The organism is Sulfolobus islandicus Y.N.15.51 (assembly GCF_000022485.1).
In the GTDB taxonomy this organism is placed as follows: domain Archaea; phylum Thermoproteota; class Thermoprotei_A; order Sulfolobales; family Sulfolobaceae; genus Saccharolobus; species Saccharolobus islandicus.
This window is the reverse complement of record NC_012623.1, coordinates 2,768,665-2,786,365: the sequence shown is the minus strand read 5'-3', so window position 1 is coordinate 2,786,365 and position 17,701 is coordinate 2,768,665. Positions and strand designations below refer to the sequence as shown.

14 protein-coding genes and 5 pseudogenes are annotated in these 17,701 nt (G+C 35.9%); 10 read left to right on the top strand and 9 right to left on the bottom strand.

Annotation, left to right across the window (positions count from 1 at the left end; all coding sequences use genetic code 11):
- Positions 1 to 21 precede the first annotated feature (21 nt).
- Both YN1551_RS15075 and YN1551_RS15070 read right to left on the bottom strand, forming a co-directional pair.
- Positions 22 to 372 carry a ferritin family protein gene (locus YN1551_RS15075; protein ID WP_012712674.1) on the bottom strand — a complete coding sequence of 117 codons (351 nt, stop codon included), beginning with the start codon at positions 370 to 372 and terminating at the stop codon, positions 22 to 24.
- A 49-nt stretch (positions 373 to 421) separates the two neighbouring features.
- Positions 422 to 2,773: a M1 family metallopeptidase gene (locus tag YN1551_RS15070; protein WP_012718254.1), complete on the bottom strand. Its 2,352-nt coding sequence runs from the start codon at positions 2,771 to 2,773 to the stop codon at positions 422 to 424.
- Positions 2,774 to 3,078: 305 nt separating this feature from the next.
- Here YN1551_RS15070 and YN1551_RS15065 point away from each other — a divergent pair, with 305 nt between their 5' ends.
- On the top strand, positions 3,079 to 3,477 hold the full coding sequence (locus tag YN1551_RS15065; protein ID WP_012714693.1) for a hypothetical protein: 399 nt from the start codon (positions 3,079 to 3,081) through the stop codon (positions 3,475 to 3,477).
- Here the strand turns inward: YN1551_RS15065 and YN1551_RS15060 are convergent.
- From YN1551_RS15060 to YN1551_RS16370, 5 genes and pseudogenes are all read right to left on the bottom strand, one after another.
- A complete protein-coding gene (locus YN1551_RS15060; RefSeq protein ID WP_012714692.1) occupies positions 3,467 to 3,874 on the bottom strand; it encodes a rhodanese-like domain-containing protein in 408 nt (135 codons plus the stop codon). The genes YN1551_RS15065 and YN1551_RS15060 overlap by 11 nt on opposite strands.
- A 92-nt stretch (positions 3,875 to 3,966) precedes the next feature.
- Entirely contained in the window at positions 3,967 to 6,156 is a 2,190-nt protein-coding gene (cutA, locus tag YN1551_RS15055) for a glyceraldehyde dehydrogenase subunit alpha (RefSeq protein WP_012718253.1), read from the bottom strand.
- A gap of 32 nt (positions 6,157 to 6,188) precedes the next feature.
- A complete protein-coding gene (locus tag YN1551_RS15050; RefSeq protein WP_012712669.1) occupies positions 6,189 to 6,554 on the bottom strand; it encodes a DUF2203 domain-containing protein in 366 nt (121 codons plus the stop codon).
- A gap of 116 nt (positions 6,555 to 6,670) precedes the next feature.
- Positions 6,671 to 7,099 (bottom strand): hypothetical protein, encoded by a 429-nt coding sequence (locus YN1551_RS15045; RefSeq protein ID WP_048052402.1) that lies wholly within the window; start codon positions 7,097 to 7,099, stop codon positions 6,671 to 6,673.
- 74 nt (positions 7,100 to 7,173) lie between these two features.
- Positions 7,174 to 7,900: pseudogene (locus YN1551_RS16370) on the bottom strand (IS1/IS1595 family N-terminal zinc-binding domain-containing protein).
- Positions 7,901 to 8,003: 103 nt separating this feature from the next.
- On the opposite strand from YN1551_RS16370, the pseudogene YN1551_RS15030 reads away from it, so the two are divergent.
- From YN1551_RS15030 to YN1551_RS15010, 4 genes and pseudogenes are all read left to right on the top strand, one after another.
- A pseudogene (locus tag YN1551_RS15030) lies at positions 8,004 to 8,461 on the top strand (IS110 family transposase); the annotation flags it as partial.
- A 165-nt stretch (positions 8,462 to 8,626) separates the two neighbouring features.
- Positions 8,627 to 9,556, top strand: a complete 930-nt coding sequence (locus tag YN1551_RS15025; protein WP_012715708.1) for a transposase — start codon at positions 8,627 to 8,629, stop codon at positions 9,554 to 9,556.
- A gap of 199 nt (positions 9,557 to 9,755) precedes the next feature.
- Positions 9,756 to 10,376 (top strand): annotated as a pseudogene (locus tag YN1551_RS15020) (IS110 family transposase); the annotation flags it as partial.
- A gap of 240 nt (positions 10,377 to 10,616) precedes the next feature.
- On the top strand, positions 10,617 to 11,456 hold the full coding sequence (locus YN1551_RS15010) for a hypothetical protein (RefSeq protein ID WP_012716893.1): 840 nt from the start codon (positions 10,617 to 10,619) through the stop codon (positions 11,454 to 11,456).
- Between the two features lie 295 nt (positions 11,457 to 11,751).
- Here the strand turns inward: YN1551_RS15010 and YN1551_RS16910 are convergent.
- Positions 11,752 to 11,859: pseudogene (locus YN1551_RS16910) on the bottom strand (IS5/IS1182 family transposase); the annotation flags it as partial.
- Positions 11,860 to 12,153: 294 nt separating this feature from the next.
- On the opposite strand from YN1551_RS16910, the gene YN1551_RS15000 reads away from it, so the two are divergent.
- Entirely contained in the window at positions 12,154 to 13,314 is a 1,161-nt protein-coding gene (locus YN1551_RS15000) for an IS110 family RNA-guided transposase (protein WP_012715521.1), read from the top strand.
- On the opposite strand, the pseudogene YN1551_RS16905 reads toward YN1551_RS15000, so the two are convergent.
- Positions 13,303 to 13,462 (bottom strand): annotated as a pseudogene (locus YN1551_RS16905) (IS5/IS1182 family transposase); the annotation flags it as partial. The gene YN1551_RS15000 and the pseudogene YN1551_RS16905 overlap by 12 nt on opposite strands.
- Positions 13,463 to 13,511: 49 nt before the next feature.
- Between YN1551_RS16905 and YN1551_RS14995 the strand changes: the two are divergent.
- From YN1551_RS14995 to YN1551_RS14980, 4 genes are all read left to right on the top strand, one after another.
- Positions 13,512 to 13,940, top strand: coding sequence for a hypothetical protein (locus tag YN1551_RS14995; protein ID WP_048052402.1), 429 nt, complete (start codon positions 13,512 to 13,514; stop codon positions 13,938 to 13,940).
- 174 nt (positions 13,941 to 14,114) lie between these two features.
- Positions 14,115 to 14,684, top strand: coding sequence for a hypothetical protein (locus tag YN1551_RS14990; protein ID WP_048052519.1), 570 nt, complete (start codon positions 14,115 to 14,117; stop codon positions 14,682 to 14,684).
- Entirely contained in the window at positions 14,672 to 15,382 is a 711-nt protein-coding gene (locus tag YN1551_RS14985; RefSeq protein WP_012718250.1) for a hypothetical protein, read from the top strand. Before YN1551_RS14990 ends, YN1551_RS14985 begins: the two co-directional genes overlap by 13 nt.
- Positions 15,351 to 17,699 (top strand): hypothetical protein, encoded by a 2,349-nt coding sequence (locus YN1551_RS14980; protein ID WP_012718249.1) that lies wholly within the window; start codon positions 15,351 to 15,353, stop codon positions 17,697 to 17,699. The genes YN1551_RS14985 and YN1551_RS14980 overlap by 32 nt, the downstream gene beginning before the upstream one ends.
- Positions 17,700 to 17,701 lie beyond the last annotated feature (2 nt).

Genomic DNA, 17,701 nt, shown 5'->3' with positions numbered 1-17,701 from the left:
ATCTTCTTATGCAAAACTTATTTAAGCATCAACTGACATAGAGAAGTGCTTTTCCTCATCCTCCAGAATTCTCTTTATATCTTCATTACTCTCATTAAAGTTAATCTTGTAAAAATCAATGGCGTTTCTTTCTACGATCTCATTAACCTTTTTAACAGCCTCTATTCCAAATAGTGAAATCACAAAACCAAGGATTGAAAAAGCGTAATATACGGGTTTCTCCAAGAACGATCTACTATATTTTTGAAAATACTTCCAGTGAGATACCTCGTTCAGATAAGACTCGTAAAAAACCTTATATCTAATCGAAAATCCTCTATCTAATCCGGCCGCACCAGCTTCACCTAATAAAGCTAATTTGTACTTATCCATGATATATAATATTTAGAAAGGGTAAAAGGTACATGTTAAAAAATCTTTATCACTTTAACCTCGAATAAGCTTTAAGTAACTCCAACCCTGTTCTTATTCCTCTCTCTCCTTCTGGCATTTTAAGATTACTAAAGAACTGCTCAGTTTCTTTTTCTGCCCCTATTCCAATTAGTGGAATAACTTCTGCAAGTCTCCTCCCAAGTATCCCAGTCCCCTTATAGGCCTCTCTCATGAAGTTGACATGCATCTTAATCCAACTTAGCACTGCACTCTTAGCATAAGGGTTGTAAGATACTACGCTTAATGTATAAGGAATATCTTGCTTCTTAATCTCACCGCTCAGTATTAAACTTAAAGTGTTTCCCACAAGATAAGGCTTCCTAAAGAATAACATGCTGGTTAGATATCTAAGTTTTTCCTCATCAAAGCTTTCCTTCCTATATCTCTCTAACAGTTCGTCAATAGCGTCCTCTTCATAAGTAATAGCATATGCCACAGCTACTCCTTGTCTCGTATCAGAATCTAGAGAATCGTAGAATCTGAACATCTCAGAAAGACCTAAAGAGAACTCATCATCCATTGCAGCAAGTCTATAAAGAATATTTGAATACGTCAGTCTTCCTAACTCATCCTTTGAATTTCTCCAATTCTTCAGCTGAATTCTATGAAATTCCTTTGAAATACCTTGATACTTGTCCGGATTTATCGCATAAAGGGTAAATAATTCATTAGAAAGCTCATTAACCGGTAAGAAATCTTTGTCATTAAAGAATTTAGATATTATCCTTTCATATTCCTTAAAGTCTATTTTACCAGCCAATAGGAAAGCCCAGTAATCGTTTATAATACCCCACTTGTCGAGCTCTGATAATTTGGCATTGAACACTAGATAAGAGTTGTAAAGAACTCGATAAAATCCAGTCCTATTTACGTTAGCCTTAAAGCTCTTTATATCTTCCTCAAAAGTTATAGTCTCTCTCTCCTTGTCTAGTAAATGAGTTACAATCTTACCGTTAACCTCCATGGTAAGAGGAATCTTATAAGTCAAGTTCTCAACGTTTCCTAATACCGAAAATCTCTCCTGCTCTAAGTTTACGCGATTTCCAGAAACACTAACCCTAACCATGGGATAGCCAGGTTTAGTTATCCAGTCAGCCATTATCGGAGAAATATTAGAACCATAAACTTCAGAAATGGAATTCCATAAATCAGAACCTTGAGCGTTTGAATACGAGAACTTCTTTAAGTAGTTAACTACACCCCTTCTGAAATTCTCCTCACCAACATAAGCCTCAATCATCCTTAAAATACTAGCCCCCTTACCGTAACTAATATCATCAAACATTTGCTCTACTTCATTAGGGTCCTTTACGTGTGCCTCTATTGGGTGCGTAGTTGACACAGAGTCCTTCTCCAATGCTTTAGAAGTCTGGTTTAAAACGAAATAACCCCAGAAGTTCCATGACGGGAATAGTTGCGAAATAGCCTTATGGCTCATGAATGTTGCGAAACTCTCGTTTAACCATAAATCGTCCCACCACTTTAAAGTTACCAAGTTACCAAACCATTGGTGAGCTAACTCATGAGCAACAACCTCAGCAACCCTAAACTTCTGATAAACAGAAGAAGAATCATCAGCCAATAAAGCAGTCTCCCTAAAAGTAATTGCCCCCCAATTCTCCATAGCCCCATATGCGAATTCCGGTATTGCGATTAAATGAACTTTAGGCAATTGGTAGGAAATTTCAAAATACTTCCCATAGAACTCTATAGAATTTCTTGAGATCTGCATAGAGAATCTTCCCTTTTGCACTTTGCCTGGTATTGTGGCTACTATAATTGTTGGAATCTTACCTTCATCTTTAATTTCCTCAAAGTTTCCAATTCCTAGGTATAGTAAATAGGTAGACATTCTAGGCGTTTCATCAAATTCATATACTAATTTCCCATTCTTTTCCTTTTCTCTTACTACTGGCATATTGGATATTACCTTAAGCCCTTTATCAACTCTAACAGTTAACTTAAACTTGGCCTTCATTGCAGGATGATCAAAACAAGGGATAAAGTCCCTAGCATGTGTTGCCTCAAACTGCGTACTAATAACGTATCCATCTTTATAAGAAGCCTTATAAATACCCACCAATTTCCTTTCAGCAACCTTTCCCTCAAATTCTATCTCTAAAATACCAGAAAAAGATCCACTTTTCACGTTGACTTTACTCTCGTCTTGTGAGAATTCAATCTCTTTTTCGTTTACTTTTACTTTTAAAATCTTCAAACCTACAGCGTCTAGTACTACTGTTTCTTCATCGCTTTCCATTTCAATTTTCTCATATCCCTTATAATCTCCAGTTTGAAAGCTGAAATCAAGAAAAATCTCGTATCTATTAACCTTAATCATGTGTTTTTATGATATAATAAGGTTTAAAGTGTTTTCTATTAACTTGAAAACTCGTTATCAAGGGTATTTTTAGGAGGATCAGAGGACTCTTCACATATATGAACCTCTTAGTTTTGATTAAAGTTCGGTATTTGCTATACCCTAAAGGACCTGGTGTTTCGTATTCTTCATTGTAGCAGAATATCAACGATATCTATTCTATATAAACCTTTTTCACTAGACTCGTATAACTATATATAAAAATCAGTACAAAAAATCTATATAAAACGGTCTAATTTATATTCATCGAAAACTAAATAACACATATGAGAAAAGGTTTAAGTGATTCCTTGACAATGATGATAGTGATACTAGCCTCAGTAATCTTAGCTATAACAGTAATTTCTATATTGTTCGGATATCTGGGGTATTTTGGAAGCAGCTATGGAGAAGTAAGACAAATAGGTACAGCTCTCATAACACAAGATGGTAAACTCAACATCACCTTGGAAAATTCCTTTAGCAATGCTAAGATAGTAGGGATAATCTACAGCACAACTTTGCATAACATTGACTATACGCTATCGATAGGCCAACATAAATATACTATTAACACTGGATTTACCTTTCCTAATGGGTTACAAACAGTAACTTTGACTCTAGTAATAGTAACTAACCAAAATACTATTTACGTTCCAGTGGAGGCTCAGCTTGTTAATAGTTGAATTTCATTTCTAGAATCTTTTGCCATAACACTCCATTTTCGTCCATTCCACTTTCCACTTCGTAACCCATTGCCATCCATAATGCCATTCCACCAATCATATAGTAAGCCTTTTTCTTGTAAAGATGAGGCATACCGTATGTGGCATAACTAGCCCTATTTCCGTGTTCACAAACTACTGCAACTTCCCTATCTTCGAAAAGTTCAGTTAAATGTTCTAGATAGTCTAGGGGTGCTAAGATCGCCCCCGGTATGTGATGGTCCTCATATTCCTGTGGTGTTCTAATATCGAGTATTATTATCTTTCCACTTTTCCATAATTTCCTAACCATTGATGGAGGTAAATCGATTATGTTCTTATAAAATGGTGAGGAATAGGATTCTATTACTTGAGTCATACTGCTTTAACAGTGTTTATTTTTACTTAAATAGCTTTCTATCTATACTACTGTCAAAAGAATTTTAAATTACTTTATAAAAAAGGAGAATTTTATATTAAATTCTCTAATTTGCTTGGCAATCTAGTTAACCTCTTACCAATAGCCTTCTCTATTGCCCTTATAAGAGCCGGTGGAGTACCGATTGTCGCTCCCTCACCAATTCCCTTTGCTGGCAAAGGAGCATTAGACTTTCCCTCTTCCATGTACTCCCATTTAATATTGAATGCCTCAACAGCTGTTGGAATAGCGTAATCAAACAAATTACCAGTTAGCAAATTACCATTCTCGTCGTAAACAATTTCCTCAAAAATACTTTCACCAAAGCCTTGAATCACTCCTCCTATAACTTGAGCTTCAGCTAACATTGGATTTACAACAGTACCTATATCGTCAATAGCATAATAATCTAGTATCTTAACCTTTCCAGAATCATCAACCTCTGTTAAAACCACATGTGAACCGTAGGGATAAGTTAGATTATCAAATCCGAAATATCCACTAGCTTCCAGTCCGGGTTCTTCCTTGTACTCCCAAATACCACCTAAGCTAGCCATATTACGAGTAGCAATTTCCTTCAGACTCATTGTTCTACCACTCTTAGGATTAATAACCTCACCGTTCTTATATTCAAGCTCTTGAACATCTGACTTCATAAATTGTGCAGCTAACCTCAAAGCCTTCTCCTTTACCCTCCTAGCAGCTAATAATGCTGCATTACCAGCTAAGGTTAAACTCCTACTACCGTAAGTACCAAAACCCTCACCTATAATAGCGGTATCGCCCCAGATCACTTCAACATCATCAACACTTATTTCTAATTCATCGGCAACGATTTGAGCAATACCAGTTTCAGTACCTTGGCCATGTGGACTTGCACCAATTATAACTTGAACCTTACCATCCGCCTTAATCCTAACTGAAGCGCTCTCCCAAGGACCAAAGTTATTCTGCTCTAGATAAAATGATAAACCAGCACCAATTCTTCTACCTTGTTTTCTCAACTCATTAGCTCTCTCCTCAAACTCCCTATAGACTTTCTCGGCTTTTTCCAGTAACTTTAAGTAATTACCAGAATCATACTTTAGACCAAGAGGATTAACATAAGGTAATTCAGTAATTAAGTTCCTTTTTCTAACGTAAATTGGATCCAATTTCAGCTCATCAGAAATAATATCCATGATCCTTTCGTATACGAAAGCAGCCTCTGGCCTACCGGCACCCCTATATTGATCCAACGGAGTCTTATTCGTGTAAACGCCATAAGCATTAACCCTTAGATCCCTAACCTTATACGGTCCAGTCAACATTGTAGCTGCTATATCCACCAAGTAAGTTCCATGAGAAGCAGCACCTAAGTCAATAACCGCATCGTCTATCATTGCAGTCAAAGTACCATCCTTTTTAGCTCCAAACTTAACCTTGTGTATCTGTCCCCTACCATGGTACATACCCCTTATATCCTCACTCCTTAAAGCAACCCACTTTACGGGCCTCTTGTATTGCAAACTAGCGTAAACAGTTATGAAATCCTCAGCATATGGGAATAACTTAGCCCCAAAAGCACCTCCAACATCAGCTTGAATAACTCTTATATCCCTAACCATGTTACCAAAGGCTGACAATAAATACCTTCTCATGTAATGGGCGGATTGAGTAGATGCGTAAACTAACAAACTACCCTCTTGATATACTGAAAGCAATCCTCTAGTTTCCATTGGCGAGGGATAAACCCTTGAAATTTCGAGTTTCTCCTCCAATATAATATCTGAGTTTGAAAGGGCTTTATCTGGATCACCCGCGTTATAAACCTTCTTATAGGCAATATTACTTTTACCCTCAACTGCTTTTACATCGTCTTTCAAAGCCTTTTCTGGATCGATAACTGCAGGTAACTCCTCGTAGTCTATTTGAACCGAATCTGCAGCATCAGCTGCTGTATATTTATCAGTAGCCAAAATTGCTGCAATAGGATGGCCAACGTATAATATCTCATCCTTGGCCATTGGCCAATTCCTAGGTCTATTCTCAAAAGGGATTGTCAAACCAGTGATAACACCAATAACACCATTTACTTTCAAAGCGTCACTAACGTCAATCTTCTTAATTTTAGCGTGCGTAATGTTACTCCTAACAATATAAAGGTATAATGTCCCCGGGTACTCAATGTCGTCAACGTATCGTCCAGAACCAGTAATGAACTTTAAATCCTCTTTTCTTTTTACTCTTTCACCAACGTACATAGGGAATTGTTAAGAGAATTAAATAAATAAATTTAACGTAAACTTAGAATATCCTCATAACCAGTTAACCTCTTTCTCCCTCTAAATCCCTCGTCCGTATAGTGCCAATACTTTATGTCACCCTCGTCTATTTTCCAACAAAGAAATGCAGGCTTATTATTTATAATAGCTGGGAAGTCAACTAAGCCTATATCTATGTCTCGTAGTATAATACCCTTTGAAATGATTTCGTCAATAATTTTCTTAGTCTCACTAGCGTATTGTTGCAAAGCATATTTATCACCATTAACTAAAAGGATCTCAATCTCATTCTTTATCTTTCTCAATTGTATTAAGCGATCCCTAAGCCACGGTAACAATTCTCTAGCAGTCTTCAAGTCAAAATATGGGTATTCCACAAATACTAGTATTCGCAAAGGCTTAAATAATAATGTTTATATGAATTATGATAAAAATTTTTGCAAAATTGGAAAAATATTAAAAAAAAACTTTTCATCTTGCTGGCTCCTCTTTTTCAGCTCGTTACTATTGCACTCACTGTTACTGTTTGTCCATTAGAAAGTTGTAATGTCAGCGAAATAGGAGAACCAACTAGATTTTGTAATGTAGAAGTGCTGACACTTAGTGCGATTGAATATGTACTTTCACCAGCACTTATGGTAACTTGGCCTGATACACTAGCTAAGTTTCCATTTATAATCACTCCAGTAACTTGTGTAGTTGCTCCAGTATTCTTCAGAGTGACTATCAGACTTTTAGTACCAGCATTTAGTGTTGCTGTTCCGACTTGTGTTACTGTCCCTTGTCCTGCAAATGCTCCAAATAATCCAAAGGCAAATGCCACAACTACTAATGCTATTATTACTGATGCTATTACTAATATTAATGCAGTTACAGCACCGGACAATGCTTTCGCGTTCTTTCTCCTAATAATCATGTTCATACCTAATATAATCTAACTAATAGTTCTATATAAATGTTTCTTCCAAAGTGCTTGAGTGTGACATAGGGTCGTCATTAAGCTACAAATTCTGGTATTAGCTTTTTCTCCCATAAGACTAGGGCTATGAAGTACATCATGGTACTAATGCTCCTATTTACTGCCTTAGTAGCCCTCTTAAAACGTACAAGCTATCCCTTAGTGAGGAATGAAAGGACTCGTTCGGGTTAACTGGTGAGATAACCGTGTGGTCTTTCAACCAGAAGTACAAGTTATAATCATCGCTCACCCATCTACCCTCATCCAACAAATACTTTTTAACCTTGCGAAAAGTATTCTCATCCCTATCGCCCACAGAGTAAATGAGGTAAACTCCAATCTCGTGTACACATAACAAGTAAAAATTCATTTATAGAATGTTCTAGTGTTCTTGTACAAGTAAGCCCACATCTCATCCACAACCTTAGTAACAACACTACCCTTAACTAAGCCTTTAGTCTTCCCCCACAACTCAACAAGCTTCTCGTACTTCTGCCCACCATAACGCTTAATCCAAGTGAACACAGTACCTAGAGGTACGTTAAGCACCCTGGATATGGCCCTCATACTCATACCATTAGCATACAACCTCAAAGCCTCCTCCCTCAACTTCTTGGAATGGTAAGTAGCGTCACCCAAGAAGTACTTACCGCAATCCCTACACAAATACCTCTGCCTACCCAAAGGCCTACCGCACTTAACAACATTATGACTACCACAAGAGGGGCAAGAAACGTCTTGCCTAACTACAGCCTTCCTACCCATAAGTAATACTCGTTATACAAATATAAATAGCTTAATGACGACACTATGTCCTATATAGGTTTTATTAGTCGGGGAGAGTAATACTCTCCTCGGCTGGGGAAACATGGTCGAGACACTATCTGAAGCAAAGTCTTCGGCTACGGGCGTGACTAACCCCTACCGTCGGACTGAACATTATGATAAAATTCACGCATGTAGGTGTGACAAAGGGGTAGGGGTAATAGGAATAGACGTATCAAAAGATTATTTAATAACTAGTAGGGGGAGGGTGAGAAAATACAAGAACAACAAAGAGGGATATGAAGAGATACTTGAAATGAAACCTTGTACAATAGTCCTAGAACCTACGGGAGTTTACGCAATAAGGCCTTCACAATACTTCAAGGAGAAAGGAATAAAAGTATTACAAGTAAGCCCAAACATGTTATCAAGAGAAAAGAGTTTAGGGGAAAGAAAACGGATTTTTACGATGCTGAAAAAATAGAAAACATGGTTGATAAGGCAAAGGAGTACGAGTATAACCCCTTGAGGGAAATGGTAACACTTTACCTCTTCCTCAAGAGAGCATCCCAAGTGTAAATAATTCAATAAATCTATGTATAAGTTTATAGATAATAACTCAAAAGAAAGCATAAACTCTTGAGAAATTTTGAATTTTCACTTGGAGTAAAATCTTGAGTAATACTTAAAGGGGACCGGGAAGACGTAGTACAAGGATTGGGAGATATGAAACCTTGGATAGAATACTACAATCTCCCGGTCCCCTATGATAAACTATCATCAAGGCATAAAACTCTTTTGAAAATGCACTACATACTAATCACCTCAAAAGCACTATCATCACTAGACCTATACATACTTAGAGTACTCATCGTCATGATGATATGGCAATGCTCCTACAGAGATGTAGAAGCATACTATTACACGGACATTGTAGTAAGATGGTTTCTAGGAGAACGCAAGTCAAAATCCGAAAACCACAGAAGGGCAAAGAAACTTAGGGGAGAAATAAAGAAAGCATTCAAGGAATACGCAAAAGAACTTGAGGAAAAGCTAAGCAAACTAGAAAACTACTTGCCAAGTAGTGCCTTATACGGCAAAGTTAACAAACTCTGGGCAATAGATTCCAACATAATCGAAGTACCCTTCGGAAAGAGAAACAAGGAGACATTAAAGAAAAAGCTAGAACTCAACTTGAGACAAGGAAAGTTTAGGGAAGCAGCAAACTTAATTTACTACTATATGAGGGCTAAGATTCATCGTAGATTTAAGGGTGAGTTTGCGAAGAAGAGGGGTAGGAGTTTCTTCGGCTTCAAGGTTTTATATGCTATTTCCCCAACCATGATTCTTCACGCAATTCAAGTTGAGTTTGCAAACTTTCCCGATAATAAGGTTGGTTTTGGTATGAGTGGTTATAAGGTTGTTGATAGGGGTTTCTTGGGAATGCCCTCAACTTGGATAATTGGTTTTTCTAGTTTTAGACGTTATGTTGAATTCTTTGGTATTTTCTTGAAGAGGTATTGGAGACCTTACGCTATTAACAAGGATATGGTTGAGGTTTTTGTTTACGTTATTGGAATAATTTACAATTCCTTGATTTACACTTCCGTGTTAGCAAAAGTTCCGCAAGAGGAATTTGTCAAACTCTCTAGTTAACCCTAGGCTAGGGTTAACTAGAATAATATGGGGTATGTTTGAAATTCATTTTTTCTCAACTATAAGTTATTTTATATTACAATAAAATATTAATCTTCCCTCATATTGAAAGATATAATTGACTTCTATTCTCAACTAGTTATAATATTGTTTTTCTATCACATTATATTTATTGAATTATTTGCATTCTGGACACTCTCTCAAGGACATAGAAGTAAAGTACAAGAACAGGTTAGAGAGAACACTATTCCTAGTAAGCGACAACAACAAGATAAGCAAGGAAAGGTTAGAAAAACTCGCAAAAGGAGATTTTACACAAGAAGAACTATACCAACTAGAATACACACCAATAGTAGTTGAAGAAATCAAAGTCCTAGCAAAAACACTCCTAGAAACGCAAGAGAAATTGAAAGAAGTTAGGAGGATGATCGAGGAACAAGTACCGGATAATCACGTTTTATTAACAATCCCGGGAATTGGGAGGCTTGCAGCTGGTATTATTATTGGTATTGTTGGTGATGTTAAGCGTTTTCCTAAACCAGAGTCCTTTGTGGCTTATTGTGGTTTAGATCCAGTTGTGGAAAGGAGTGGAAAAGCTGTAATAAGTAAGGGTATTTCGAAGAGGGGTAATAAGTACTTGTGTAGTTTGCTTTACTTCTTGGCAGGGAGGAATTATTCTAGGAACCCAACATTGTTGAAGTTTTATGAGTCTCATAGGGATAGGTTAAAAGGTAAGAAGTTCTACACTGCTTTGGCTAGAAAGTTGGCTAGGATTATATGGAGTGTATGGTATAATAATAAGCCTTATGAGCCCAAATAATTAAAGAAACCCTTCTCCCCGAATCGTCACGTGGGTTGAAAGGACCCACGTGGCAATCTTAGTTGACACTATGCTTGAAGTTTGGCCGAAAGGTTTATTACTGAACGCCACACTCACTCTTTTTATGAGATAGTTTTTATCACTAAAAATTGTAGTACCAGTTATCTCGCCTTGTATAAATGTGTCTTTAAAATAAGAAGTTTCTAAAACTCTTTTATTTTTAAAATTCAAATAACGCTTATGGAAATAGAGATAAAAACTCCTTCTGCTACTGTTAAAATTAATAATGATAATAAGCAAACTGAAATAATTAACGGAAGGGATAGAATTGTAATAGGTAGAGTTTACTACTATCTAACTAAGACCATATTCTTAATTCCTAGACTTTATGGAATAACAGCTAAAGAACCACTCGTAAATTGGAAAAACGAGTTTGAAAGACAATTCACGCATATTTTAACAAATGAGTTAAGTTTAGCTAAGTTATTAACATTAGAATTATACTTTAAAATAACCTCACCTAAAATGTCTATCATAGGGACTATTCAAAATGGTAAGGTTGAAGCTAAAGTAGAGTTGAAAGTTTTACCTGAGTTAGAACTGCAAGAAGATAAGATTAGGAGTTTGGTTAAGATAGACTCCTTTTACTTTTCAGATATTAATAAGAAGAGACCATACATTATACCAGCAATTAGGGCTGGATTGGTAGCATCATTTTACAAATTTCTTCCCATTAGGTTTGAGGGAGCTCCGGGTATTCCAAAGACGCTCGGCATAATTTCTGATTTCATAAACTCAATGGTCTTACCACAAGGGTATTCTGAAGAGGTTCTAGCACATAAAATCTACATTAAAGACGATGAAGTTTACTGTGATGATAATATACTATATAATGCGGACTCTTCCGTGTTAAGCTTATTTCCTATAGTCTATTTCATTAAAAATTCAAGCAATAATGATATTATAGTTATAGAGCAACCTGAAGTTCATCTAGAGGAGTTTAAAGAAACTCTAAAAGAGTTACTTAAAATGTCTAAGGCAAAATTAGTATTGGTTAGTAATGAAGCAATCTCGACTTGAATATAAATTAAAGAGGCTATATCTTTTGTTTATATAGGAAATTAGCAAATTATATTCTAGAGATGTATTCTGACTTATCGGGAATTCAGAAAACAAATCCACTTAAGAATATTAATCAAAATATAAATAGCCTCCATGGTATTTAATGTCCTATTAGGGCGCCGTGAGAAGACCCTACCAAGATGTATGTGTAGTTGGAATGCTTTGTTGATCTCTTCAATTTATTTCATAAGCATGATATGATGCACTGAGAATTTTTCAGTAATTAATATTTATTTCAACGTTATTCGCAAGCTCACACCCTAATACCCGGAGCTCTACCAACTAAAGAATTAGCCAAGTGGACCATCCATGCATAAGCCCAGAACTTGAGCTTAGCCTCAACCACTTGCCCTAAAAAACTCCTACGGGGCAATCCACGCAAAACAAGAGAACGAATAAAACCAAGTATTACAAGAGAAAAGGAAATAAACAAGTAAGGAGAAAAACAACATAAGCTCATAGAAAACATGGGGATAAAACCCCATCTACAAGGCTAGCTGTGAAGCCCCTAGAACGATCTAACAAGAGGGGATAAAAACCCCCGAGTAGGAGGTTGTAACAAAATACTCTAGGGGCTGAAACACTTAACACTATGCAAAGAAAACAAGGTATTATGAGAACAAAAAATATCTCGAGAAACGCGTAATACACAAGCATGGAATTAAAAGTTACAAACAAGGCCTTCGCAATTGATATTTCACAAAGCAAACTAACAGCAGCAAAGGGAGAACTAGTAGTAGAACAAGAAAAATCAGCAGTATACGTCAAGGAGGTAAAGGAATTCAACCACGACAACGAGGGAATAGAGGAACTAATTAAATTCCTAGGAGAATATAAGGAAGGAATAATAGAGGCAACTGGAATATATTACTTCTACCTACACGAAAAACTAACGGAAAAAGGATACAAGGTAACAGTAATAAACCCACTACACCTAACAGAAATACTAGGGAAAAAGACAGACAAACTCGACGCACAAAGGTTACTAGTAGCACACATGACCGGAGTAATCAAGGGATCATACATACCAACAGGAGAAATAATGGAGCTAAGAGAACTAACGAGATATAGGGAAAGCTTAGTAGAGAAGACAACACAAGTAAAGAACGAGATAAGGAAAATATTAGAATTCGCGGGATATAAAATACAACCATTCGACAAGAAGGGAAGAAAACTACTTGAAAAGCTAGTAAAGGGGGAGGGACTAAGCAAGGAAGAGAAGGAGGAACTAAAAGAAAAACTAGGGAGAAACTTAAACGACGCGGAAAAACTAGCGTTAAAACAATTAGTTGAACTGTTAAAAAACTTGGAGAAAATGATTAAGGAGGTTGAGGATATGATAATTTCCAAGATTCCAAAACCAGTAATTGAGTTGAGTAAGATCCCCGGGATTGGTTTGATTAGTGCTGCAACTATTTACGCTGAGTTCGGTGATGTTTCCCGTTTTTCCAGTTCTAAGGCTGCTAGGGCTTATGCAAGCTTTGCACCCAAAACTAAGCAGAGTGGTGATAGCGAGTCTCACTCCGGTATGATTAGGGGTAATAAGTATTTGCGTAGAGCTCTCTACTTGGTTGCCAAGGTTGCTAGGGGTCTTGAGCCTTTTAAAGGGTATTATGAGAGGCTTATTGCTAGGGGGAAGAGTGTTACTCAAGCTACTTGTGCTCTTGCCGGAAAGCTTGCAAGCATTTGTTATCATGTTATAAAGGACGGTGTTTACAAGGGAGTTGTCAAGAAGAGTTTTAGGATTCCTAGGGGTAAGGAAGTTAATGTCAAGGACTTCGACGTGGGAGACGCGCTAGACTCGTTATCCCCATAGGTTTGTTAGAGGCGTCAGCATGTAGTGCCTTGTAGCCCTAACAGATTCCCCAAAAGTACGCTTCACAGCAGAGAATAAGGACTCAATCCTCCACCCAACACCATAACCCTTCTCCTCCCTCCAACCTCTTGAACTCCCTTACAGCCTTTAGTTGGAAGAAACATTTATATAGAACTATTAGTTAGATTATATTAGGTATGAACATGATTATTAGGAGAAAGAACGCGAAAGCATTGTCCGGTGCTGTAACTGCATTAATATTAGTAATAGCATCAGTAATAATAGCATTAGTAGTTGTGGCATTTGCCTTTGGATTATTTGGAGCATTTGCAGGACAAGGGACAGTAACACAAGTCGGAACAGCAACACTAAATGCTGGTACTAAAAGTCTGATAGTCACTCTGAAGAATACTGGAGCAACTACACAAGTTACTGGAGTGATTATAAATGGAAACTTAGCTAGTGTATCAGGCCAAGTTACCATAAGTGCTGGTGAAAGTACATATTCAATCGCACTAAGTGTCAGCACTTCTACATTACAAAATCTAGTTGGTTCTCCTATTTCGCTGACATTACAACTTTCTAATGGACAAACAGTAACAGTGAGTGCAATAGTAACGAGCTGAAAAAGAGGAGCCAGCAAGATGAAAAGTTTTTTTTTTTTAATATTTTTCCTGTCTATTCTTCTTTTTCCATTAGCCCTTTCCTTAACTTTAATAACGTCCTCTCAATCTTCTCTAGTTTCTGGCACATTCGCAATTTATAACGGCACCTCAACTTATTATCTCCAAGATGGATCTATGTTATTTCAGAAATTTTCTATAATTCAAATGATAAACAAGACCTTTAACAACGGGACAGTTCTAGTTGGTATAAGTATAATATCATGGAATACATCAATGCAAAGTAAGTTTTCATATTCATTAGTTAACTCTACTCTTCCATTACCATTTTATTATGTTTCACCCTTATTATTAGGAGAAAAAAACATAAGTGTAAGTAGAGTAAACCTTTTTTATGTTAATCATACTAACTCCTGTTACGTTTATCTCAGAAAAAGTAATGTAGAAGGCGTAGCTATAGAAACTTACTTTTATTTTAAGTCTGATGGTTTGGCGGATAAGATAATTAACTTACAGATAGGTGCAAATGGTAAGATATCTAGTGAAACTACATTAGTTTTATGGATGACGAACTTCAATAATACGCATATTGGAATACCTTACTTTGAGGGAATTACGACTGCAAGTAGTGAAGTAATTGTCAGTCTATTCCCGCAATATTCTAAAATTATGGAGTACATTATAATAGTTGGGGCACTTCTCGTTATGGTAATTCTTTTATTTAGGGGGACTAAATGGGTAAGATAGTCATGTCTTCTCCTCTTCTATTTCTCCTAATAATAGCCTTATTTCCTAACGCCTTTGTAGAGTACTCGCTTCATATTCAAATAAATTATGACAACCAAGTTTACCATCTATCAGAGCTTCTTTTTGAAAATGTTACAAGAGTTTGTTATAATAATGCAACCTTCGCTTATAATCTGACTGTTTATGTTCTCAATTTCTCTCAGATTCTAACTTCTTCCACAATTCTAGATAATGTCTCTCTTCCGGAAACTTTTTTCTATATTCCTAATGTTGGAGAACCAGTAATTGAAAGAGGTGTTATCTTGTCTTTACTATCCTCAAATAATTCCAACTATGTATATTATGGCAAGACTTTTATAGGTTATATTGAGCTTGAGTATTTTTATTACGTTAATTCCACTGGGGTTCCATATAAGATCGTTATCCTTCAAATAGGGGAGAGTGGACAGATAGTCAGTAATACAACTTATACTTTAGTGAGCTCAAATCTTGTAAATCCTAACGAACAACCAATACTTCCAGATGGCTTTAAATTCACAAATAATAGCAAGATCATTAATTTACCTATTTCTTTAGATTTAAACTCTGATCTAGATCAAGTAGTTGGTAAATATATAAGTTTTGTAACTCTTTTGCTCATTTTTGTACTCGTGATGGTGAAAATTTATGCGTCGAGAAAGAAGACTTCAAGTAGTTGAGATAATTGTTGTAATACTCCTTTCCATACTAACTCCCATGATAGCCTTATGGAAGGTTTTCTTCCATGTTGGATACATTTATCAAAGGGATTCTTACCCGACTTTTTATTTAGACTCTAGGCAGGCAGCGCTATCTTATCTTAATTTTCCCATGATTATAGATAATGTTTGGATGCCTTTAGTGGTTATACTGTATTTTAATTTCATCTCACCAGTGATAGCATACTGGATAACGTATCTTTTATTTCCCTATGCCATCTCAGTCCCATCTATGTATTTCTCTTCTAGATACTTTTTAAATAAATATGCAAAAGAAACTAAATTATGGGTTAAAATTTCAGTATCTTCTACTATTGCTTTCCTCTACGCTATAACACCTACAGCTTACTATTTCAGTCATTGGTCCAATTACGCAGCCTTTTATGCGCTTTTACCGGGGTTGATTGCCGGTACTTTTTACTCGCTAGAGAAAGGAGGTCTTTCTGGTGCTATACTTCTCTCACTTTTCGCCTCTCTAACTACAACTGACCCTAGGGGTTTCGTTTACACGTTATTTATAATACTTTCAATTCTTATTTATAGACATAAATTAAATGATCTAAAGGTCTTCCTATACTCAATACCTTTTTATCTCTTATTAAATTCTAGACTGTTTGTGGTATTATTTTACAACTTTCACTCTTACTCCTCAATAAGTTTCACAATATCTAATCAACAGTTATGGTTAAATTACTTTACGTTTCCCCTATTAGATTCATTGAGGGGATTGTCACTATTTAGGCCATTAGTATCTTACTTGTCGTTTGGAAATCCCCTCCTGATTTATGTGATGTCCTTTGCGTTTGTCGAAACTGGAATTTTAGGCTATATCTTTCTAAAGAAAAAGGGCTCACCAGCTAACTATTTCTTAGCGCTTTACTTATTTTTAGTATTTCTAGTCTCGTCTTATGTAAACGTTTTAGGGTATAACATAATGTTGAACTTAACATATCCCTTACTGGATTTCTTAGCCCAAACTTTCGTGTATAGTTACCTATGGCTCTTTTTGCCAACTTATTTAACTGAGATGATATTAGCACCACTATTTCTTTTAGTATCCTTGGTAATGGCTAAGATTCTTTCAAGACACTACTTAATTCCTTTATTTATTCTCATAGTTTTATCTCAATTTACCTTTTCCTCCTCAATGGTAATTAGCGGAGACTACCTTGGATATTATAACCCTGTAAATCCTCCTCCCCTACTAGTAAATTTAGCAAAATTTTTAGAGAATAACACTATAGGCAACGTTCTCGTTGATGCTATAGTTCCATCAAATTGGAGTACATTTATTGAAGTATTACCGAATGTAACTTCTGCCTTCTTAGTTAATACCTCTAGTGTAGGGACTATTTTAAACGAGTATGGTATACAATACGTTGTTAGTACTGTTAATGATAATTACACCTTGAGCATAATTAACTCTCACAAAAACGTCTTCACTCTAGTTTATAACGACTCTTACTTTTTAGTATACAAAAACAACGATTTTACGTATAATATTAATTCCCCAATTTTCATAAATTTTGAATATCCAAAGATTCCTAATACTAATAGTTCACTTAACGTTGTCCCCTCTTATCTCATGTTTGATATTCCTCCAAAGTATATAGGTGGTTATTTTGGAAATGTGACATATGCTGAACTTCTAGCACTGTCTGCATATAAACAAGGTATCTTACCGGTTAAACTAAACGTTAAGCACTTACCATATCCTAATAATTTCACAGATACAATAAACGTAAATGTATATGATGAGGAAATTTTGTCAGAATTCCCAAGCATTTCATTTATTTCTGTTAGTAATACTTCATTTCTTAATTTAGGAGTGAAACCAGGATTTTACAAGGTTGTGCTAGTTTATGTCTCTTTACCTGGAGGAGGTGTTTTCGGTGTTACTAATGGTTCTTATTCGCTTTCTGTTTCAACTTCCTCTCCAAACATTTCTATTGTGTTTTCGTATTTAGGTAATATTTCTGTCTCTAGTAGCGTGAAGCTGTTCTTTATTGGAAATTCTCTATCATATCTAATAGGTGTAATGTTTATCCCTTATAACATTTCTATACAAAATGAACTTAATGGCAATAACATTTCCTCTTATCCTTATCCACAATTGGGTAGGGCTTTTGGGTATCCCTATAATGATAATAATGTTATCTCTTTTTCAATAATGATCAATTTAATTACTCTCTTAATCACTGTAATTTTATTTATATCTCTACTATATGCCCGAACATATTTTCGTAAGATAACTTTAAAAATATTTCATCATAATTGAGA

Coding starts and splice junctions, on each gene's coding strand:
- YN1551_RS15075 (WP_012712674.1), bottom strand. CDS start 372: ATGGATAAGTACAAATTAGCTTTATTAGGTGAAGCTGGTGCGGCCGGA.
- YN1551_RS15070 (WP_012718254.1), bottom strand. CDS start 2,773: ATGATTAAGGTTAATAGATACGAGATTTTTCTTGATTTCAGCTTTCAA.
- YN1551_RS15065 (WP_012714693.1), top strand. CDS start 3,079: ATGAGAAAAGGTTTAAGTGATTCCTTGACAATGATGATAGTGATACTA.
- YN1551_RS15060 (WP_012714692.1), bottom strand. CDS start 3,874: ATGACTCAAGTAATAGAATCCTATTCCTCACCATTTTATAAGAACATA.
- cutA (WP_012718253.1), bottom strand. CDS start 6,156: ATGTACGTTGGTGAAAGAGTAAAAAGAAAAGAGGATTTAAAGTTCATT.
- YN1551_RS15045 (WP_048052402.1), bottom strand. CDS start 7,099: ATGAACATGATTATTAGGAGAAAGAACGCGAAAGCATTGTCCGGTGCT.
- YN1551_RS15025 (WP_012715708.1), top strand. CDS start 8,627: ATGAAACCTTGGATAGAATACTACAATCTCCCGGTCCCCTATGATAAA.
- YN1551_RS15010 (WP_012716893.1), top strand. CDS start 10,617: ATGGAAATAGAGATAAAAACTCCTTCTGCTACTGTTAAAATTAATAAT.
- YN1551_RS15000 (WP_012715521.1), top strand. CDS start 12,154: ATGGAATTAAAAGTTACAAACAAGGCCTTCGCAATTGATATTTCACAA.
- YN1551_RS14995 (WP_048052402.1), top strand. CDS start 13,512: ATGAACATGATTATTAGGAGAAAGAACGCGAAAGCATTGTCCGGTGCT.
- YN1551_RS14990 (WP_048052519.1), top strand. CDS start 14,115: ATGTTATTTCAGAAATTTTCTATAATTCAAATGATAAACAAGACCTTT.
- YN1551_RS14985 (WP_012718250.1), top strand. CDS start 14,672: ATGGGTAAGATAGTCATGTCTTCTCCTCTTCTATTTCTCCTAATAATA.
- YN1551_RS14980 (WP_012718249.1), top strand. CDS start 15,351: ATGCGTCGAGAAAGAAGACTTCAAGTAGTTGAGATAATTGTTGTAATA.